Origin of the sequence: Leisingera sp. M523 (genome assembly GCF_025141335.1) — a bacterium.
Classification (GTDB): Bacteria; Pseudomonadota; Alphaproteobacteria; order Rhodobacterales; family Rhodobacteraceae; genus Leisingera.
In genome coordinates this window covers 2726564-2745495 of record NZ_CP081036.1, presented here as the reverse complement: position 1 = coordinate 2745495, position 18932 = coordinate 2726564, and the positions used below count along the sequence as shown (strand labels likewise).

The 18932-nt window shown below is 60.8% G+C and carries 22 protein-coding genes and 1 pseudogene; 15 read left to right on the top strand and 8 right to left on the bottom strand.

Going from position 1 to position 18932, the window contains the following annotated elements:
• Positions 1-33: 33 nt before the first annotated feature.
• The 7 genes from K3557_RS13490 to K3557_RS13460 are packed head-to-tail and all read left to right on the top strand — an operon-like array spanning position 34 to position 4586.
• Positions 34-771, top strand: a complete 738-nt coding sequence (locus tag K3557_RS13490; protein WP_072503354.1) for a DUF2189 domain-containing protein — start codon at positions 34-36, stop codon at positions 769-771.
• On the top strand, positions 772-1062 hold the full coding sequence (locus K3557_RS13485) for a DUF1971 domain-containing protein (protein ID WP_259994515.1): 291 nt from the start codon (positions 772-774) through the stop codon (positions 1060-1062).
• Positions 1052-2671 (top strand): cytochrome-c oxidase, cbb3-type subunit I, encoded by a 1620-nt coding sequence (gene ccoN / locus K3557_RS13480; protein ID WP_259994512.1) that lies wholly within the window; start codon positions 1052-1054, stop codon positions 2669-2671. The genes K3557_RS13485 and ccoN overlap by 11 nt, the downstream gene beginning before the upstream one ends.
• A 5-nt stretch (positions 2672-2676) precedes the next feature.
• The gene (gene ccoO / locus K3557_RS13475) at positions 2677-3408 is read left to right on the top strand and encodes a cytochrome-c oxidase, cbb3-type subunit II (protein ID WP_102859016.1); all 732 of its coding nucleotides are present in this window, start codon (positions 2677-2679) and stop codon (positions 3406-3408) included.
• A complete protein-coding gene (locus K3557_RS13470) occupies positions 3405-3572 on the top strand; it encodes a cbb3-type cytochrome c oxidase subunit 3 (RefSeq protein WP_014875441.1) in 168 nt (55 codons plus the stop codon). Before ccoO ends, K3557_RS13470 begins: the two co-directional genes overlap by 4 nt.
• On the top strand, positions 3563-4435 hold the full coding sequence (gene ccoP, locus K3557_RS13465; protein ID WP_259994511.1) for a cytochrome-c oxidase, cbb3-type subunit III: 873 nt from the start codon (positions 3563-3565) through the stop codon (positions 4433-4435). The genes K3557_RS13470 and ccoP overlap by 10 nt, the downstream gene beginning before the upstream one ends.
• A gap of 25 nt (positions 4436-4460) precedes the next feature.
• Positions 4461-4586, top strand: a complete 126-nt coding sequence (locus K3557_RS13460; protein ID WP_259994510.1) for a hypothetical protein — start codon at positions 4461-4463, stop codon at positions 4584-4586.
• A gap of 44 nt (positions 4587-4630) precedes the next feature.
• Here the strand turns inward: K3557_RS13460 and K3557_RS13455 are convergent, their stop codons facing one another.
• Positions 4631-5086 (bottom strand): Rrf2 family transcriptional regulator, encoded by a 456-nt coding sequence (locus K3557_RS13455; protein WP_014875439.1) that lies wholly within the window; start codon positions 5084-5086, stop codon positions 4631-4633.
• Positions 5087-5193: 107 nt separating this feature from the next.
• Between K3557_RS13455 and K3557_RS13450 the strand changes: the two genes are divergently transcribed.
• The 7 genes from K3557_RS13450 to K3557_RS13420 are packed head-to-tail and all read left to right on the top strand — an operon-like array spanning position 5194 to position 10081.
• Positions 5194-5703: a cytochrome C oxidase subunit I gene (locus tag K3557_RS13450; protein WP_259994508.1), complete on the top strand. Its 510-nt coding sequence runs from the start codon at positions 5194-5196 to the stop codon at positions 5701-5703.
• The gene (locus K3557_RS13445; protein ID WP_259994505.1) at positions 5704-7176 is read left to right on the top strand and encodes a cbb3-type cytochrome c oxidase subunit I; all 1473 of its coding nucleotides are present in this window, start codon (positions 5704-5706) and stop codon (positions 7174-7176) included.
• Positions 7176-7775 (top strand): SCO family protein, encoded by a 600-nt coding sequence (locus K3557_RS13440; protein WP_259994503.1) that lies wholly within the window; start codon positions 7176-7178, stop codon positions 7773-7775. The genes K3557_RS13445 and K3557_RS13440 overlap by 1 nt, the downstream gene beginning before the upstream one ends.
• Entirely contained in the window at positions 7772-8332 is a 561-nt protein-coding gene (locus tag K3557_RS13435; RefSeq protein WP_259994501.1) for a hypothetical protein, read from the top strand. The genes K3557_RS13440 and K3557_RS13435 overlap by 4 nt, the downstream gene beginning before the upstream one ends.
• 6 nt (positions 8333-8338) lie before the next feature.
• Positions 8339-9166, top strand: coding sequence for a formate/nitrite transporter family protein (locus tag K3557_RS13430; protein WP_102877042.1), 828 nt, complete (start codon positions 8339-8341; stop codon positions 9164-9166).
• Positions 9166-9684, top strand: a complete 519-nt coding sequence (locus K3557_RS13425; RefSeq protein WP_259994498.1) for a hypothetical protein — start codon at positions 9166-9168, stop codon at positions 9682-9684. Before K3557_RS13430 ends, K3557_RS13425 begins: the two co-directional genes overlap by 1 nt.
• 31 nt (positions 9685-9715) lie before the next feature.
• The gene (locus tag K3557_RS13420) at positions 9716-10081 is read left to right on the top strand and encodes a cytochrome c family protein (protein ID WP_259994497.1); all 366 of its coding nucleotides are present in this window, start codon (positions 9716-9718) and stop codon (positions 10079-10081) included.
• A gap of 28 nt (positions 10082-10109) precedes the next feature.
• Here the strand turns inward: K3557_RS13420 and K3557_RS13415 are convergent.
• Positions 10110-10478: pseudogene (locus tag K3557_RS13415) on the bottom strand (transposase); the annotation flags it as partial.
• Between the two features lie 672 nt (positions 10479-11150).
• Between K3557_RS13415 and K3557_RS13410 the strand changes: the two are divergent.
• A complete protein-coding gene (locus tag K3557_RS13410) occupies positions 11151-11804 on the top strand; it encodes a substrate binding domain-containing protein (protein WP_259994496.1) in 654 nt (217 codons plus the stop codon).
• A 348-nt stretch (positions 11805-12152) separates the two neighbouring features.
• Here the strand turns inward: K3557_RS13410 and K3557_RS13405 are convergent, their stop codons facing one another.
• The 6 genes from K3557_RS13405 to K3557_RS13380 all read right to left on the bottom strand — a co-directional run bounded on the left by K3557_RS13405 (position 12153) and on the right by K3557_RS13380 (position 18847).
• A complete protein-coding gene (locus K3557_RS13405; protein WP_259994495.1) occupies positions 12153-12644 on the bottom strand; it encodes a sigma-70 family RNA polymerase sigma factor in 492 nt (163 codons plus the stop codon).
• Between the two features lie 237 nt (positions 12645-12881).
• Positions 12882-14186, bottom strand: a complete 1305-nt coding sequence (locus K3557_RS13400; RefSeq protein ID WP_259994494.1) for a lysine N(6)-hydroxylase/L-ornithine N(5)-oxygenase family protein — start codon at positions 14184-14186, stop codon at positions 12882-12884.
• On the bottom strand, positions 14183-15256 hold the full coding sequence (locus K3557_RS13395; protein WP_259994493.1) for a GNAT family N-acetyltransferase: 1074 nt from the start codon (positions 15254-15256) through the stop codon (positions 14183-14185). The genes K3557_RS13400 and K3557_RS13395 overlap by 4 nt, the downstream gene beginning before the upstream one ends.
• Before the next feature lie 194 nt (positions 15257-15450).
• Positions 15451-16323 carry an alpha/beta hydrolase gene (locus tag K3557_RS13390; protein WP_259994492.1) on the bottom strand — a complete coding sequence of 291 codons (873 nt, stop codon included), beginning with the start codon at positions 16321-16323 and terminating at the stop codon, positions 15451-15453.
• On the bottom strand, positions 16320-17510 hold the full coding sequence (locus K3557_RS13385) for a PLP-dependent transferase (protein ID WP_259994491.1): 1191 nt from the start codon (positions 17508-17510) through the stop codon (positions 16320-16322). The genes K3557_RS13390 and K3557_RS13385 overlap by 4 nt, the downstream gene beginning before the upstream one ends.
• The gene (locus K3557_RS13380; RefSeq protein WP_259994490.1) at positions 17507-18847 is read right to left on the bottom strand and encodes an MATE family efflux transporter; all 1341 of its coding nucleotides are present in this window, start codon (positions 18845-18847) and stop codon (positions 17507-17509) included. The genes K3557_RS13385 and K3557_RS13380 overlap by 4 nt, the downstream gene beginning before the upstream one ends.
• Positions 18848-18932: the final 85 nt, after the last annotated feature.

Below are 18932 nucleotides of genomic sequence, written 5' to 3'. Positions count from 1 at the left end.
TCCGTCCCGGACGGCCAAAAGGAGAGACGAAAAATGACTGCAGGCGTCTATTCCAAAGCAAGGGTTATCCAGGAGGATCCGGGGCAGGTGGTGAAACGCTGGCTGGTTGCCGGTTGGCGGGATCTTCGCGCGAACCCCGGGTTTTCCCTTGGGTACGGGATGGCACTGGTTCTAGGGGGCTGGGCTTTGATCTGGCTTCTTTCAGCGAGCGGGACCGGCTGGATGTTGCTGCCGCTGCTGGCGGGCGGGGTGCTGATCGGGCCGGTTGCCACGGTTGGGCTCTACGCAGTGGCCCGCGGGCGGCGCGAGGTAGCCTCAAAAGGGCAGATCGCGCTGGTGGGGGCCATCCTGATGGTCTTTGCCCTGACCTGGATCCGCGCCGCCACGGTGCTGTTTGCCATCGTGTACGGTCTGCGTCCCTTTGCCGGTTTCATCGAAACCCTGCAATTGCTGCTCAGCACGCAGGCGGGGTGGGTGCTAATGATCGCGGGTTCGCTGACGGGCGGGCTGTTTGCAGCGCTTGGCTTTGCGGTCTCGGCGTTTTCAGTGCCGATGCTGGTGGATCGCGAGATCGACGGCTTCTCGGCCATGGGGCTGAGCTTCAATGCGGCCACCCATAATTTCCGGCTCTGCGTCTGGTGGGGCGCTGCCATCACCTTCCTGACCGCCCTGGGCATTCTGACCGGGTTGCTGGGGCTTGCAATTGTCTTTCCGCTGCTTGGCTATGCCACCTGGCATGCCTACGCGGATCTGTTCCATGGAGATGCATGAATGGCTGAGGCTCTTCCCAAAGGCGCGGTGCATTACGCCACCTCGCGGTTTACGCAGGACACCCTTCCGGAGAAATTGCGTAAGGATCACAGCACCAAGGCGGGCGTCTGGGGTCAGTTGTCGGTGCAAAGCGGCCGGCTGCTGTTCCGGCGGGAAGACAAGGCAGAGGTGATTGTCGAAGCGGGCGGAACCGCCATCTTTGCCCCGCAGGAAATACATTCGGTCGAGGCGCTTGGCGCAGTGGAATTCGAAGTCCGGTTCCATCGGCAGGAGGTATCCGATGCAACGTAATCTAAGCATAGAGGATGGCGTCATTTTCGGCGCTTTATTTGCCGTGCTCTTGGGCGGGCTTGCCATTCTGGGCTGGGGCGTTCCGCTGGGCTATGTGCTGCACGGCTGGCTGATCGCGCTGGCCGCAGGCTGGGGCATCATGTGGATGCTGAACCGGATCAGTGACGGGCCGGGAGAGGTGCCTTTAGAGTATAACGACAAAGTCATCCGCTTCGGTGTCATTGCTGCTTTGATCTGGGGAATAATCGGTTTTGCCGTTGGTGACATTCTTGCGTGGCAACTGGCCATCCCCTCGCTCAATGGCGATATGTCCTGGTCCAACTTCGGACGGCTGCGGCCGGTGCATACCTCCGGCGTTATCTTCGGCTTTGGGGGCAACGCGCTGATCGCCACCTCCTTTTATGTGGTGCAGCGGACCTCGCGGGCACGGCTGGCCAGCGAGACGCTGCCATGGCTAGTGTTTTGGGGGTATAACCTGTTCCTGGTGCTGGCTGCATCAGGCTACCCGCTGGGCATCACTCAGTCCAAGGAATACGCTGAACCGGAATGGTATGCAGACCTATTACTGCTGGTGGTCTGGGTTGGCTATCTGACCCTGTACCTCAGGACCCTGGCACGGCGGGCTGAGCCGCATATTTATGTGGCCAACTGGTACTATCTCGCTTTCATCGTGGTGATTGCGATGCTGCACACGGTGAACAACCTCTCGGTTCCGGTCTCGATTGCCTACCCCAAGAGCTATTCGCTGTTTGCCGGCACCCAGGATGCGATGACGCAGTGGTGGTACGGCCACAATGCGGTCGGGTTCCTGCTGACTGCAGGCTTCCTGGGCATGCTCTACTATTTCCTGCCCAAGGCGGTGAACCGGCCGGTCTATTCCTATCGGATGTCAATAGTCGGCTTCTGGGGGATCACCTTTCTCTACCTCTGGGCCGGGTCGCACCACCTGCATTACACGGCGCTGCCGGATTGGGTGCAGTACCTGGGCATGAGCATGTCGATCATCCTGCTGGTGCCCAGCTGGGCCTCGGTCTTCAATGGTATCCTGACGATCAACGGCGCCTGGGACAAGGTGCGCACCGATCCGGCTGTGCGCTTCATGATGGTGGCGATCCTGTTCTACGGGCTGTCGACGTTTGAAGGCTCCTTCATGGCGATCCGTCCCGTCAATTCGCTGAGCCATTATACTGACTGGACCGTGGGCCATGTGCATGCGGGGGCGCTTGGCTGGGTGGCCTTTATCACCTTTGGCGCCATGTACAAAATGGTGCCTTGGGTCTGGAAACGCGAGGGCGTCTATTCGCTGAAACTGGAGGCCTGGCACTTCTGGCTCGCCCTCTCAGGCACGCTGATCTACGTCGGTGCGATGTGGAACAGCGGCATTACACAATCGCTGATGTGGCAGACCTATGATGCGGATGGCGCTTTCCTCTATTCCTTCCTCGACAGTGTGATCGAGATGCACCCCTACTATGTGGCCCGTGCAGTCGGCGGTCTGCTCTATCTGATCGGGGCCTGCATCGGTGCCTACAACATCTACATGACGGTGAGCGGTCCGCGGAAAACACAATCCCGGCAAACCGGGCCCTTGGCTCAGCCTGCGGAGTAACGCCTATGAGCACAGCACATCAGAAACTTGAACGCCACTCGCTGGGATTTGCCATGATGATCCTGCTGGTGGCCTCGATCGGCGGCATTGTCGAAATTGCACCGCTGTTTACAATCGAAAACACGGTGGAGGAAGTCGAAGGCATGCGGCCCTATACGCCATTGGAGTTGGCCGGGCGCGACATCTATGTGCGCGAGGGGTGCTATGCCTGCCACAGCCAGATGATCCGTACCCTGCGCTCGGACGTGGAGCGTTACGGGCACTACAGCCTGGCCGCCGAGAGCATGTATGACCACCCGTTCCAATGGGGCTCGAAGCGCACCGGGCCTGATCTGGCCCGGATCGGCGGCAAATACTCGGACGACTGGCATGTGGCCCATCTGGAGGCGCCGCGTGAACTGGTCCCCGGATCTGTGATGCCCGGCTATGCCTTTCTGTCCGAAAACAGGCTGCAGACCGGTCACTTGCCCGCCGCACTGAAGGCGCTGAGCCGGGCAGGTGTACCCTACACAGAAGCGCAGATCGAAAATGCCGAAAAGGACGCGGTCTGGCAGGCAGATTTCGAGCAGAATTACGAAGGCGAACTGCAGGAGAGTTACGGCGCAAATGTGCAGGTGCGCGATTTCGACGGCCAGCCGGGAAGTCTGACAGAAATGGATGCGCTGGTGGCCTACCTGCAGATGCTGGGAACGCTCGTTGATTTCGATTCTTTGAACCCCGAGGAGGTTAACCGATGACCCATGATGCAGTTCTCGTCTTCTCCAAAACCTGGGGCGCTATCTATCTGCTGAGTGTATTCTTGGCGGCCGTGGTTTGGGTCTACTGGCCCTCGCGGCGCCGCATGTATGACGATGCGGCGCAGTCTCCGCTGGATGGGCGGGAGGACCAACCATGGCGCTAAGAGAAAAGGATCCGGTCTCGGGTACGGACTTGACTGGTCACGAGTGGGACGGGATCAAGGAACTGGACACGCCGGTCCCTTGGGCCGCCCGATGGTCGCTGTGGGGCAGTATTGCAGTGGCCGCCGTATTTTGGGTGTTCTACCCGTCTTTTCCCGCTGTGAGGGACTACGCCAAAGGGGCGCTCGGGTATTCCTCAAGGGCTGAAGTCACGGCCTCACTGAAGGAAGCAGAGGCGGACCGCGAACAAGCTTTCTCGCCTTTCACATCGGAGGATATTGAAGCGATGGCCGCCGATCCGTCGCTGGAGGAGCGCTATGGCGCGGCCATTTCCAAGCTTTATGCAGACAATTGCGCCGCCTGCCATACGGAAAATCTGAAGGGGCAGCCTGGCTTTCCGAATCTGGCTGACGGCCATTGGCTGTGGTCGGGATCGCCGGAGGAGATCGAATACACGATCCGCTATGGCATCAATGCGGCACATGATGAGACCCGCATCGCCCAGATGCTGGCCTTTGGGGCGGATGGGATGATCGAAAAGCCGCAGGTCAAGGAGGTGACGGAATTTGTGCTGTCGCTTTCCGGTCAAGAGCATGATGCAGAGGCGGCTGAGGCGGGCAGGGCAGTCTTTGAAGAAAACTGTGCCGCCTGCCACGGCGAAGACGGCCGCGGAGGCTATGAAAACGGTGCGCCGGATCTGGGAGATGGCCATTGGATCTACGGCGGCGGCAGGGAGGACATCTACCAGAGTGTCTACTACGGAAGGCAAGGTGTCATGCCTGCCTGGGAAGGTCGCCTGAGCGATATGCAGATCCGGATGCTGACGCTTTATCTGTTGTGGAACGGCGAAAATGCCCCAGGCTGAGGAAAACCCACGGTTCCGCAGGGCTATGTATCTGCTGATACTGGCCTTGCTGACCGGGTACATCGGCTTCAAGGCCTGGCACCTGTCGGTGGCCTTCGACGCGTGGGAAAATCAGTCTCTGGAGGGCCCGATTTCGGGGGCTGCCAAGTAGGTAGTTTGCAGAATGATACGCAAATATTTTGCGTATGAATGGCTTCAAGCAGCGCCTCGGCCAGCTTCCAACGCCCGAATCAGGTTCTTCATTCCTCGGTTTCCTTCCAGAACATTCTGCAGGGTCTTGCTGTCTAGTGCGGCAAAGAACACTTCCTGTGCCTCGGTCAGGATCGGCAATAGGCCGCAGGCCGGGGTCATCACGCAGCAGCCGCCATCTTCCTTCATGCACTCAACCAGCGGTGTGCCGCGCTCAGACTTACGCAGCAGCCCGCCGATTGATATAGCCTCCGGCGGCAGTGCCATCCGCATGCCCCCGTTGCGCCCGCGCACTGATTCCACGTAGCCCTCATGAGTCAGCCATTGGGAAATCTTGGCCAGGTGGTTGAAGGGCAGCTTCTGCATCTCCGCAATTTCACGCGTAGACATTAGCCCCTCCTCATGGGTGGAGAGGTGGATCAGGATGCGAAGTGCGTAGTCTGAAAACTTTGAAATCTGCATAAGCACTCTTCTCACAAAAAACACGTATTGGAAATACGTATTTCATTGACATGTATCGATGCCTTTCAATAATAAGCATTATAAATACTTATTAAAGGGAGCGGCACATGCAGCCAGTTGTTCTTTTGATCTCGCTGATCCTGATGGCATTGCTGTCAGCGGTCTTCTACATGGCAGCCAGGGCTTCGCAGGGCGAAGCCCCCGGGCCAAATGCCAACAGTAAACGCACCGGCCTGATTTGGGCGATGGTGGTTCTCGGTGTAATCGTGTCCGTAGGCTCTCTGCGCAGCTGGCCGCACGCGTTGGCCAGTACCGGCGATGCGCTGGAAGTGAGTGTCAGTGGCGGTCAGTGGTGGTGGGATATCGACACCACCGAAATTCCGGTTGGGAAGCCGGTCAACTTCAACGTCACGACCGAGGACGTCACCCACGGCATGGGTATCTATGACAGTGAGCTGACGCTGCTGACCCAGGTCCAAGCGATTCCCGGTTACACAACCAAGGTCACCTATACGTTCGCCGAACCGGGCAGCTACCAGCTCCTGTGCATGGAGTTCTGCGGGGTGGCCCACCACGACATGGTCAATGAATTCGAAGTTGTAGCGGTGGAGGAATAAATGAACACTGCATCTGAATCTGCTGTGGCTGATCGGGCTGCTGCCGTGCCTCAGCCCAATCCTCAAGCCGGCGCTGTCAAGCTGACCATGATCCTGTCAGGTGCGGTTTTCGCGCTGATGATGGTTTTCGGACTGATCATGCGTGCGGCCCAAGGCCAGTGGATAGAACTGGATCCGGCCTTGTTCTACCAGATTCTGACCGCACATGGCGCAGGCATGGTTGGCACCGCCGCGCTCTCAGGGGCGGCTATCATGTGGTATTTCTGCGGTCGTCATGTCGTACTGACGGCCGGCATCTTCTTGGCCTTTCTTGGCCTGTTCCTGCTGGGTGTCGTGCTGATCCTTGGCGCCATCTTCGTCGGCGGTTATGGCGGTGCATGGACCTTCCTGTTCCCGCTGCCTGCCCTGTCCGGCGGCGCGTGGGAGGCGGGCGCGGCGGCGGCCTTTATGCTGGGCTATGTGTCGATTGGGGTTGGCTTCCTGCTTTACTATTTGGAGCTCGGCCGCCAGATCCATGCCCGTTACGGCAGCCTTGCGCGGGCGCTGGGCTGGAACTTGATCCTGGGGCGCGAGGACAGCAATCCGCCGCCTCCCACCATCGTAGCCGCTGCAGCCGTTACCATCTTTAACTCCATCGGCATCATTCTGGGGGCGGCCGTTCTGGTGGCCAGCCTGGTGCATCTCTTGGTGCCGGGGTTTGAGGTCGACGCGCTTTTGGCCAAGAACCTGATCTATTTCTTCGGCCATGTCTTCATCAACGCCTCGATCTACATGGCGGTGACCGCAGTCTATGAGATCCTGCCGGAATACACCGGCCGCCCTTGGAAATCGAACCGGGTGTTCGCGATCGCCTGGAACGCGGTGCTGATCTTCGTGATGGCGGTCTACTGGCACCACCTGCTGCAGGATGTGGTAATGCCGCCCTGGATGCTGGTGGTGGGACAGTTGGTCTCCTACTTCAGCGGCATTCCTCTGATCGCAGTTACGGCCTTCTCCACCTTTCTCTATGTGCGCGGCTCCAAATTGACCTGGGATCTGGCCTCTTCGCTTCTGGTCTTGTCGGTGGCGGGCTGGTCCGTAGGGTCGATCCCGGCGTCGATCGACGGGATGATCAGTGTCAATAAGGTGATGCACAACACCATGTGGGTGCCGGGCCATTTCCACACCTACTTGTTGCTGGGTGAAGTTGCGATGGCCTTTGGTTTCATGGCTTGGTTGGTGCGCGGCAAGACCATCTCGCAGATGGACGGTTTGGACCGCGCGGCCTTTGCCACCTATCTCGCTGGCGCTGCCGGGTTTGTCATCGTCTTTCTGTTCTCCGGTGCCGCCTCAATCCCGCGCCGCTGGGCGGTGCATTACGAGGAATGGCTTACTCATGACCGCATCGGTACAGCCTTCAGCGCGCTGGTGGTGCTGGGAACCCTGATCTTTGTGCTGCGGTTTGTGGCGCGCTTGGGCCGGAGCAGCAACTGATGCTGGCGCGCGCATTCCCATCATTTCTCGCCGCCCTGATCGGCGGCGGGATCCTGTGGCACGCCACGGACGGGGCGCGCGCCTTCACAAGCGAAACGGCCCGGCGGCTGGACGTCGCCCGGTCGCCCCGCCCGGTGCCGGGTGTGACACTGGAAGACATGTCCGGCCAGCGCGTGCCGCTGCTGCCGCAGGAGGGCGAGGTGGTGCTGGTTGAGTTCATCTACACGGTCTGCGGTGACATCTGCCAGATCGCGGCGGCGGATTTTGCCGAGGTCCGCGGCCGGTTGCAGGCTCAGGATGTGAAGGCACGGCTGATCTCCGTTAGCTTTGACCCGCAGCGGGACACTCCGGAGCAGATGGCCATCTACGGCGATGCCCATGAGGCAGATGGCGCAGTGTGGACCGTCGCCCGGCCGGAAGAAAGTGACTTGGACGGGCTTCTGGAATTGTTTGATGTGACAGTCATCCCTGATGAATGGGGCGGCTACCAGCACAACGCGGCAATCCATGTGATTGACGGCAGCGGCCGGTTCTCTGCTGTCTTTGATACTGATGCGGTGGAGGCGGTGGCTGCCCATCTGCAGGAGGTTCAGCCATGAGGATGATTTGCCTGGGACTGCTTGCATTGGCCGAAGCCGTTGCCCTGCGGGAGGCAGCTGTTAGCAGTCCGATTCAGCATGTTTTGGTGCAGATGCCCTTGCTGGTGTTAGCTGGAGCGGTGGCCGGGTGGCACTTGAGTGTGCCGCGCCACTGGGCGGTGCCGCTGCTTCTGACAGCCCTGACGGCCTTACTGTTCTGGATGCTGCCGCTCAATGTGGACTGGGCGCTGACGCCAGCGGGCGAGCTGGTCAAATACGCATCGCTGCCATTGTTGCTGGGACTGCCACTGCGGCTGTCCTGGCCTTGGCTGGGTCCGATCCTGCGCGGGTTCATTAAGGCCAATGCGCTGTCGATGCTAGGGGTCTTGGGTTTCCTTTACACTCATGCGCCTGTCCGCATCTGCAATTCTTATCTGGTGTCCGCGCAGCAGGATCTTGGCTTTGCCTTTCTTTATCTTGCCGCGGCTCTGGCCTGCCTTTGGGCCATCCCGGTTTTGTTCGGACATCCGCGCTGGCTGCCGCTGAGCACTGACGGATGCACCAAATGCGGAGCATGAACTGACATGACTTATTCCGATACTGTCCTTGGGTTTGCGCAGCTGGCGCAAAAGAAAAGCCAGAACCTGCGCACCGATCCACTGGCTTTCCTGATCCTGGCGCTCAAGGCCGGCGCCTTTGTCGGCGCAGGAATCCTATTGATCTTCTCGGTGGGGCAGGGCGTCGAGGGGGCCTTCCGCCCGATTGTCATGGGGGCAAGCTTTGGCATCGCACTGACGCTGGTGGTCTTTGCCGGAGCGGAGCTGTTTACCGGCCACACCATGTATATGACGCATGGATTGCTGACCGGCACCAGCAGCCTGAAAGACCTTGCCTGCTGCTGGGCGGCAAGTTGGTCCGCCAACCTGGTTGGCGCGATACTTCTGGCGGCGTTGTTTGTGATAGGGGGCGGGGGCCTGATCCTGGGCGCCGGCGAAGACGCGCTTCTGTACAAGGTCGCCGCCAAGAAGATGCACGGATCAGCACCGCAGCTTTTTGCCAAGGCGGTCCTGTGCAACTGGCTGGTCTGCCTCGCCCTGTGGTGTGCGGCACGGTCCAAGGATGATGTAACCAAATGCATCGTCATCTTCTGGTGCCTCTACGCATTCATTGCTGCGGGTTTCGAGCACAGCGTCGCCAATATGACGGTCTTCTCGGTTGCGTTGCTGTCTGATCACCCGGAGAGCATCTCGCTGGCGGGTGCGGCTCATAACCTCACTTTCGTCACTCTGGGCAACGCTTTTGCGGGTGCGGGGATCATGGGCTACGGGTATTGGCGTGCGGCTTCCAAACCGCAGATGCGGACCGTGACCGCGAGCGACGCAGTTCTTCAGAGTGAGAAGGAGGCGCACTGATGGGTTTTTTCGCGAACAGAAGCGGTTTGGAAACCTTTGCCGGGCAGTCACCGGTTGATGTGGCTAAGCCTTTGGTTGCGATCATCTTCATATGGTCCGGAGCGGCGATTGCCGGAAACCTGATTGCAGCGCCGGCCAAATTTCAGGCACCCTCTCTTACTTTGCCGGTGGCCCTGGATGTGGGCCGAATGCAATTTCAATGGCTGGGAGTGGCTGAAGCAGTTTGCGCCTTTCTCATTTTGGCCCTGCTCCTTGCGTCCAAGCGGATGGCCAGCTGGCAATTGGTTGCCGCATTTGCAGCTTTTGCTCTGCAAAGATTGTGGATCCTGCCAGTTCTGGACGAGCGCACCCTGGCCATCATTGCAGGTCAGCCGGTGAAGGAAAGCTCGCTTCATTTGGTTTACATCGCAGCTGAGGTCGTGAAGGCCGCTTGCCTCGTTTGGGCTGGTTCCCAAGCCATGCGCCCGCTCTCAGCAAAGAGCCGCGCCGAAGTCTATCTCACCCAAAACACTCAATGATGGATGTCAAAACCACGAAAGGAACGAAGTGATGAGGAACATTCTACTGGCCGTTATCCTAGGAATTGGCAGTGGCCAAGCCGCAGCGGCAGATGGTGATGCGGCCGCAGGTGAAAAAGTGTTCAAGAAATGTGCCGCCTGCCATGCAGTGGAGGAGGGTAAGAAGAAAGTCGGGCCGACAATGTTTGGTATCTGGGGCAGGCCTGCGGGGGCGGTCGAAGGGTACAAATACTCCTCTGCAATGCAGGAGGCGGAATTCTCTTGGGACGAGGAACAGCTGACGGGATTCCTAGCGGCACCAAAGAAACATCTTCCAGGCACAAAGATGGCCTTCCCGGGATTGAAAAAGGAACAGCAGATCAGCGACCTGTTGGCATACCTAAGAACATTGAATTAGCGTTTTTTAAAAAATCTGGCCGATTAGGTCATGTTGACAAATGGCGGAGCCAAATGCGGATAGATGTGATATCAACGAAGCCGAGGTAGCTTTCAGCGGTTTTGTCGTATCGCGTGGCGACGCGGCGGGCATTTTTGAGTTTGTTGAAGCACCGTTCAACCATGTTTCTCAGCCTATATAGCCCACGATCCACGCCGACCCGCATCTTCCGTGTCTTGCGCATTGGGATTTGGGTGAGAATATCGCACTGGCTCATGGCTTTGCGAATGCGATCAGCGTCATAGCCCCGGTCAGCGAGCAACATCCGAGGTTCGGGGAGGTTGTCCGCCACCACAAGATCAAAACCCAAATAGTCCGATGTTTGCCCCGGTGTGATGTCTGTTCTCATTGGTAGCCCATGGCTGGAACATTTGTTCAGAAGGGCCCTGCTTCACTTCTGGGCCGCGTTGCAGACTGAAGGTTAAGGAGCCTGCATGAAACAGTGTCCAAATCCTGCTCCGGCAACCACCGTTTCCGACCAAGCCCTCGCCACCAGCGGGGGCTTCTTCGATTCAGGCTGATCCAACGCCATGATCCCCGACAATTCCTCAGCAATTTTAAGTGGATGTCCGCCCGGCGTATCAGCGTCCGGAACGATCCGCACCTGCGAAATCAGCGTCCGCAACGACGCGGTGGCCGATGCCTGAAGCGGTCGCGGCAGCAACGCAGTATTCGAAAATAGCGGACGGAACCTTTTCCCGCATTTAGGAAAAATGTTTATTCTGAACATATGCGCTGGAACATAAATGAAATCGAAACCTTCCTCAGTATGGTGGACACGGGTTCCATCTCCGAACCTGCTACACGGGCTGGCCTTTCAAAAGTCTGTCATTAGCAAACGGATCAGCGATCTCGAAAAGGCCTTGGCGTCGCCCTGTTTACACGCCATGCAGGCCGGATCAGCGCCACGGATGCTGCCAGTGCGCGCGCCGAGAGCGTTCGGCCTACATTCAGTGAACTCGTAGCTGCCACCGAGTGGGTGGCGGCGGATGATCATGGCTTGCATGGCCGGTTGAGGATTTCAGCTCCGATGAGCTTTGGGACCCGTCACGTAGGTCGAATGGCCGCCAAGTTTGCCAGCCTGCACCCAAACCTTGAGGTCATTATCGAATACGATGATTCAAAGGTTGACTTGGGGCGGCCCGGATTTGACGCCGCTATCCGCGTCGGTGCGATGCCGGACAGCACCCTGGTTGTTCGCAAACTTTGCGAGGATCCGCGAGCGATCGTCGCAAGCCCTGATTATCTCGAAAAGCACGGGCCGATCATTAAGCCCGGGCAACTTAGAGAACATGCCGCGATTGGATGTCAGAACAAGCGGCTGGGTGAAATCTGGCAGTTTGACAAGCCGGCTGACCCGCCGATCCCTTCCAGGGTCATGATGAACAACGGCGAAGCGATGCGCGGCATGGTTCTGGAAGGTCTTGGGATAGCGCTTCTGCCGATGTTCATCGTCTACGAAGACCTGAAGGATGAACGCCTGCTTCAGGTTCTGCCTGAATTAGTTCCGGAACCTTTGCCGGTACAAGCCGTATGGCCGCCAGTCAAACACATGCCCCGAAGCTTCTGCTGCCCATCGACCATCTCGTCCTCGCCTTCGGGCAAAGAGCGCCTTGGCAATAAGCGCACGGTGATCGTAGAGATACCTGTGATGCCGCAATTTTTGCCGCAGCTGCAGAATTAAGGCGGAGCAGACCAAATCAGGAAAACAGATAGAGTTGTTCAAACAGCTCGGCTGTAAGCCGTCATGCTGCAGATGTAACGATGTACGCACTGATTAATGCCGGGTCACCCCGGGATCAATCAAGACTGAAAGCGATCCGCGTTGCTTTAGTGCGCTCGCCATTGTGCTTGAACCAATGGCGCATCAATGGCTCGCTGTACGAAGGCCAGTTCGTGATCTTGTACCTCGTCGGGGACCAACTGCTCATGGTTCCCAGCTATCATGCTGGAATCGCGGGATGAATCCCATCACCCGATTCACGCGGCAAAGCCGATCAAAGCCATTCATTAGGAGAAGCTTGACGCCAATCTAACTTGCCCCTTTCAGTCCGTCGGCACAGCGCTGTTGGACATTGCGTACGATCACATTGATCAACGCGCGGGAGACTTGAAGCTCCTCTGCAATTTCTTTTTGCAGGACGCCGGCCAGCCGGTGACGCAGGAATACGTCGCGGTTCCGCGGCGGGCTGTCTGCAAGGCTCTGGACAACCGCTTGCAGCGCCTGTTTGCTTTCAAGGCTTGCCCGTCCGCACAATGGAGTCACGCCGGCCGCTGCCAGCTGGCCCTCGTCCCCGAAATCCGTGGGGATCTCACGGCGCGATTTGCGCAGGTAGTCGATGGCCGTATTGCGCACCATCCGCGCCACATAGGGCCGGGGTTTGTCCGGCAGGTTGCCGGGCTTGAAAGACAGGCATTTCAAGGCAGTGTTCTGGATCACGTCTTCGGCGGCGTCGAGCGAGCCTACCAGTTTCAGGGCGGAACACAGATGCAGCCTGCGGTGGCTGACAAGTTCTTCAATCAAGTCTTCACAGACGCGCGGTCGTGGATGATCCGGCATGGCAATCCCATCGGTATGAACCCGGATAAATGTCCGGAAAGGTGATGTTTTTTTGGGAAAACTGCCTTTGGGCGTGCAGGCCCTGGGTTGCGCTCCCGTTATCAGCCAGGTGGGATGCTAGGTCAATCCTCGCGTGTGAAATTGGCGGGTAATTGCCGTTAACGGGTGTGCGGCCCGCTGTTGCGGGCCGCCGGAGGCGAGCTATTCCGCGGCGGCGAGCTGTGCGGGCTGCGGCGTCAGGAGTGCTTCGGCAATCTCATCCACGCGCACCGCCAGAACCGACAGCAAGGTATCGCTCAGCCCATGGGTCTCTTCGCAGTAACCCTGCAGGAAGATGCGGGGGTGGAAGGTCCCGCAGGTCCGCATCTGGTAGTTCCGGTCCGGGCTTTCAAAATGCACGTGCGGCTCCAGCCCGGCCAGCAGGGTTTCTCCCAGACGGCGGCGGTAGCCCGTTGCCAGAATGACTAGGTCATAAGCGTCGCTGCGGGTTTCACCACCCTGAGTCGGTTGCAAGGTCAGCTGCGTCTGTTGCCCGCTGGCTGCTGCAGCGGTGACGCAGGTGCTGCGCAGCAGCCTGTAAGCAGAGCCGCCGGCCACTTCCTGTTCGTAGAACAACCCGTAAACCTGGTCGATCAGATCGCCGTCCACGACTGCGTAGTTGGTGTTGGAATACTCCGCCATCAACGCCCGGCGCTGGTCTGCAGGCTGCTGGTAGACGTGGGAAGTGAAGCTGGCGTCGAAAATCTCGTTCACGAATGGGCTGTCGTCCGAAGGCTTCAGCGCGTGGCTGCGGAAGATGAAGTCCACTTGGGGCCGGGACGGGTCATTGGCGAGGTCCATGAAAATCTCGGCACCGCTCTGGCCCGAGCCGATGACCGCCACTTTCAGCGGCTTGTCCGCTGCCGCCAGCCTGGGCTTGACGGCACTGAGGTAGCTGGAGCTGTGGACCACGCCGGGGTGGTCTTGCAGCGCAGCAAAAGTGTCCGGGATGGCAGGCTTGCCGCCGATGGCCAGCACCAGATCCCGGGTCAGGTAGCGGATCTGCCTGCCGGTCTCGTCCTCGGCGGTGACGGCCAGGACCTCGCCGGTGCCGCCGGGGTCCTGGACGGGTTCGGCACCGGTCACCCGCTGGCCATAGCGGCAGGTGTCTTCTAACTGCGCAGCGGCCCAGACGAGGTAGCTGTTGAACTCCTGCCGGCTAGGAAAGAAGCTCTTTCGGTTGACGAAGCGCTCAAGCCGGCCCCGTGCATGCAGGTAGCTGAGGAAGGAGTAGGGGCTGGCGGGATTGCGCAGGGTGACCAGATCCTTGATGAAGGAAACCTGCATGTCCGAGCCTTCAAGCAGCATGTCCGGGTGCCAGGCAAAGCGGGGTTTGGCTTCCAGATAGAGGGCGTCCAGCTTTGGCGCCCCGGCCTGCGCACGTTCCTGCAGGGCAATGGCCAGTGCCAGATTTGAAGGGCCGAAGCCCACACCGATCATGTCGTGGATGTGTTGCGGTTCGATCATCGGGTTTCTCCGGGGTTCAGTTGGGCAAAGGGGGACAGTTGCAGCGGACGGCCAGGATCTGCGGGGCTGGGGCGGGACCAGAGGCGGGCCTGAAAGAAATGCTCCCGCTCCAGCCGCACCAGCGTTGCGCGCTTGTGGGCAAAGTCGAACTCCTTGACTGCGGCAAAGCCGGATCGGGTCAGGTTGCGCAGCTGCTGGGTGTGGCTGGCTGCGGGTTCGCCAACCAGCGCCTGGGTGCGGGGCTCCGCCAGGAACATGTAATGCATCAGCGAGGGCAGCCAGGTGGTGACGTAGTCGGCGCCGCGGGCTTCGGGGTCACCCACCAGCACATGCCAGCCGCGGTCCCAGTCGCCGGCAGGGTAATGGGCACCGATGCGGTTTTCACGGGCCCAATAGAGTTCGAAGTAACAAAAAGGGCGTCCGTCGAGGCAGCCAAGGACCGGCATCATATGCGGATCAGTCTGCATCCGGGAGAGGTAGTTCCGGTGGTATTCCAGGGTTCCGGATTCCTCGAAGAAGGCGGCGACGCGCGTGTCGTTCATCCAGGCGTGGAACAACTCCAGGTCCGCAGCAGGATCCAGCGCGCGCAGCGAGAAGGTCTGCTGCAGCCAGGGGATGCGGCGATGGTAGAGGAGGCCTGACGGCTTGGGCGGCCGCAGCGGGTGGCTGCCATGCGGCCCGGCCACCTGCGCCTGCGGGTAGCTGCGGGGCGGCTGCGCCAGCCATAGGTCCGGAACCTGCCAGAGCATCTCTGGAAAGACTGCTAGCCAGCTGCCGTCCAGCAGGCTGGCAGCACCGGTGGAGAGCAGTTCCTGTTCGAGAGAGGCGAAGTCTTCCCGTTTCAGCAGGACCAGCACTTCCTCGGCCGCGTGGCTGGTCAGGGCCTCGCAGGCAGCCAGCAGGGCGGCCAGGCTGAGCGGGCTGGCGGGCGCCGCGAGCTGCAGTTTGCCGCCGCCATGGTCCGTGACGGCGATGTCTTGCGCGGTGCCCTGGCTGTAAACCGTGACACTGCCGGGTCCGGGCCGGGCCCAATGGGGCGGGGTGTGATCTGAGGCGTTATCCAATGACACGCTGGGTCCTCCGTTTGCTGGTCGGCGCGGGCGTGCGCCGGGACTGCTTTGAGAACGCTGCAGGGCGGAGGAAATTTACAAAAAAATCAGGTATTCTGTATTTTTCGGATATGCGCGGAGGAGCCTGTTTTCAAACCGGAAAACCCGGCGCCTGAAGACAGGGCCGGGAGACAGTTTCACAATGAAATCGGGTGTTAACTGAGGGCAAACACCTTTTGAATGGCGCGGTTCACTGCCACAGGCAGAACCGACATGTGGTTTTCTCCGGCATAGGTTTCATAGTCAGATTTGACCCCCGGAAGCTGGTTCAGCGCGGCGGCCATGTCCTGTGCTGCGGCGATAGTCCGGGTCTTTTCCTTCTCGGCCAGCCGTTCGGCGGCCTCTGCGGCCTCCGTCTGGAAAGGGGCGAGGCGCGCGCCCTCCCATTCGCCTGCGGAGAGATGCACATAGGGGCTGTGCGGGCCGGGATCGAAACGGATCAGATGCTGCAACAGGAAGCTGTCTTCCCAGGTGATCGCAGGGCTGGCAGCGATCCAGTGGCTGAAGGTGCCCGGCTGGTTGAACAGCAGCCACAGGGCAAACAGCCCTCCAAAGGAATGCCCGAACAATCCGCGGTGCGCAGGGTTGAGCGGCGCACAGGCCTCTGCCAGCGGCAGAACCTGTTCCAGCAGGAAGCGGGCCATCTCTTCTCCACCGCCGGTGCGCACCGGTTCGCTGCCCTCGTGGAACGGAGGATAGGTCTGTCCTGGCGGCGGACCGAGGTCCCAGCTGCGTTGGAAAGGGTCATAGGCGCCGTCCGTCGGGTAGCCGATGGCGATCAGCACGCCCCAGCCGACATTGGTGCCAGAGGGATAACAGGCCTGTGCCCGCATGGCGTCGATTGCGGTGCCGATCACCGCATTGCCGTCTGTCATGAACAGGGCAGGCCAACCGTCGGCAGGGGGCTCTTCAGGAGGCACCCAGATGAAGATACGGCGGATGACGCCGGTCACGCTGTCGGCCACGTCGTGCCAGTGGGCGCCTGTCCAGGTCTCACCGGTGGCGCAGGCAGGGGGCAGCGATGTCATTGGCGCGCCTCCGCGATGGCTTGCAGGACATCCGCCACCAAGTCATCGGCGTTTTCAAGGCCGGCAGCAAGGCGCACCGATCCGGTCGGGGTGCCGAAACGCTGGAACACATTGGCCGGACCGGAAAGGCTCAGGGCGGCCTGAGCGGGGATCACCAGGCTTTCCGGGCCGCCCCAGCTGACGCCTATCTTCACTACTTTCAGCGCATTGGTGAAACGGGGAATGTCGACGCTGCTGTTCAGATCAAAGGCGAACAGCCCGCCATAGCCCGAAAGACAGGCGTTGCCCGGGTTGGCCTCAAAAGCAGGATGGCGGACGCGGGCGACGGCGGGATGGGCAGAAAGGGCCCGCCCCAGCGCCAGCCCGTTCTGCATGTGGCGGGCCATTCGAAGATGCAGGGTGCGCATGCCTCGCAGCACCAGCCAGGCGTCGAAGGGGGAAAGCTTTCCGCCGAGAAAATGATAAGCCTCGTGGTCGATACGGGCAAGCAGCGCCTTGGGGCCTGCAATCAGGCCTGCCAGCGTGTCCGAATGGCCTGCGAGATATTTTGAGGCGGCGTGAACCACCAGGTCGATGCCGAATTCCGCCGGGCGCTGGTACAGCGGCGTGGCCCAGCTGTTGTCGATCACCGAGATCACCCCCAGCCGGCGCGCCTCGGCACCGATGGCGCGCAGATCCTGGGTGGTGAAGCTCCAGGAGGCTGGGCTTTCCAGATAAATCAACGCGGCGCCTGGCAGCGCATCGAGCACCGCCTGGGTATCGGTGCCGTCCACATACTGGGTGGTCACACCAAACTTCTTCAGCAAGCATTCGAACAGACGGAAAGCGTCGGAATAGAGGTTCTCGACCGCCACAATACGGTCGCCGGATTGCACAAAGGGGATCACCGCGGCAGCAATGGCCGCCATGCCGGAGGCAAAGCCGCGCGCTGCCTCCACGCCCTCCATCCGGGCGATGAGGCTTTCCAGCTCAGCCACCGTAGGGTTGTTGCCGCGGCTGTAGACATAGCGGCTGGACTCGCCTGCAAAGACGGCGGCCAGGTCCTCGTAGCGGTCGAACAGAAAGGATGAGGTCTGGAACACCGGCACCGAACAGGCGCCATGCGGCATGGGATCATGCGGGGCGATGAGATCGGGTGTGAGCCGGTCGGACGCGGCGGGCAGGGGGGAGGGAAAGTGATCGTTCATGCGGGTAGACCTTTCAGGGGAGTGTGCGGCAGGCGCAGCAGGATCAGGACAGCGGCGAGGCCAGTAAGGAACGCCGCAAGCGACAGTGCTGGGGCAAGCCCGGCGAAGCCCCAAAAACCGGCGGCAGTGAACAGGAGCGGCAGGAACAGCCAGCCCAGCGGTGCGAGGCCCAGGAGAGCGGCATCGCGGGCGCGGGCGGTGGCTTGCAGGCTGACTTGGGCCGCGTGGCGCAAGGCGGTTGCGGGCAGTGACAGAGCGAACGCTGCCAGCGCGGGTTCGGCAAGGGACTGAACCGCAGGATCAAGGGTGAACAGGGCGCTGATTTGCGGCGCGGCCAGCAGACCCGTCAGCAGAAACAGGCTGGCGGTGGCGGTGGCGATGGCTGCGGTGGTGAGCGCCGCGCGGGCAAAGCGGGCGGTATTGTTTGCACCGGCGGCATAAGCCAGCACCGCCTGCGCGCCGAGACAGAAACCCTCGACCGGCAGAGTGGCGAGCACCCAGAGCCTGAGGGCGATGCCCATGGCGGCCTGGCCAGCGGTGCCCTCGTGCTCGCCGGCCAGGCGGTAGAGCAGCAGAAAGGCGAGGCTGGCCCCCAGCACTGAGGCCGCCTCAGGCAGGCCGATGCGCAGAACTGGCCAGAGGCGGGCAAGCGCGCTGCCGGAAAGGCGCGGTCGCAGCCGCAACGGGGTGCGGGAAGACGTGAAGTACCAGCCATAGAGGGCGAGAGTGGCAAGCTGGGCCAGTACGGTGGCCAGCGCGGCACCGCGCACGCCGAGGCCCGCGGTGAAGATCAGCAGCGGGTCCAGCGCCATGTTGAGCGTGAAGCAGAAGATCAGGCTGAAAAGGCTGAAACGGGCGTGGCCGCTGCCGATTGCGGTGAAATCGCACAGGATTTGCACCATTCCCAGCCCCGCCGAGAGGGTGAGGATGCTGATGTACTGCAGGGCAGGCTCCCGCACCGCTCCCGTGGCGCCCAGCACATCCAGCAGCGGCAGCCGGGCCAGCCAAAGCGCAGCAGCGAACAGGGCGGCCAGCAGCAGGCAGAGCGCCATAGCGGCGGAGGCGAGGCGGGCGGCCTCCTGCTTGCGGCCGGCGCCAAGGGCGCGGCCGGCCGCAGCGGCGGTGCCGATGCCGAGCCCCACGCCAATCGCGGCGGTGAGGCCGGTGAGGGGCAGGGCCAGGCTGACGGCGGCCAGCGCCTCCGGCCCCAGCTGGCCGACAAAGTAGCTGTCCACTCCCTGGTGGGCGGCATTGATCGACAGGCCGCCTGCGGTGGGCAGGCCTGCGCGCAGCAGCGTCCGGAGGAGATCCGGGCTGGCAAGGTTCAAGGCGGTCATGGTCTGGGGCTTCTATCTGATGAGGGTCTGTCCTGACCTTTGACGCAGGCGGGGCGGGGAAATTCACAAGCCAGGTGCAAGTTTT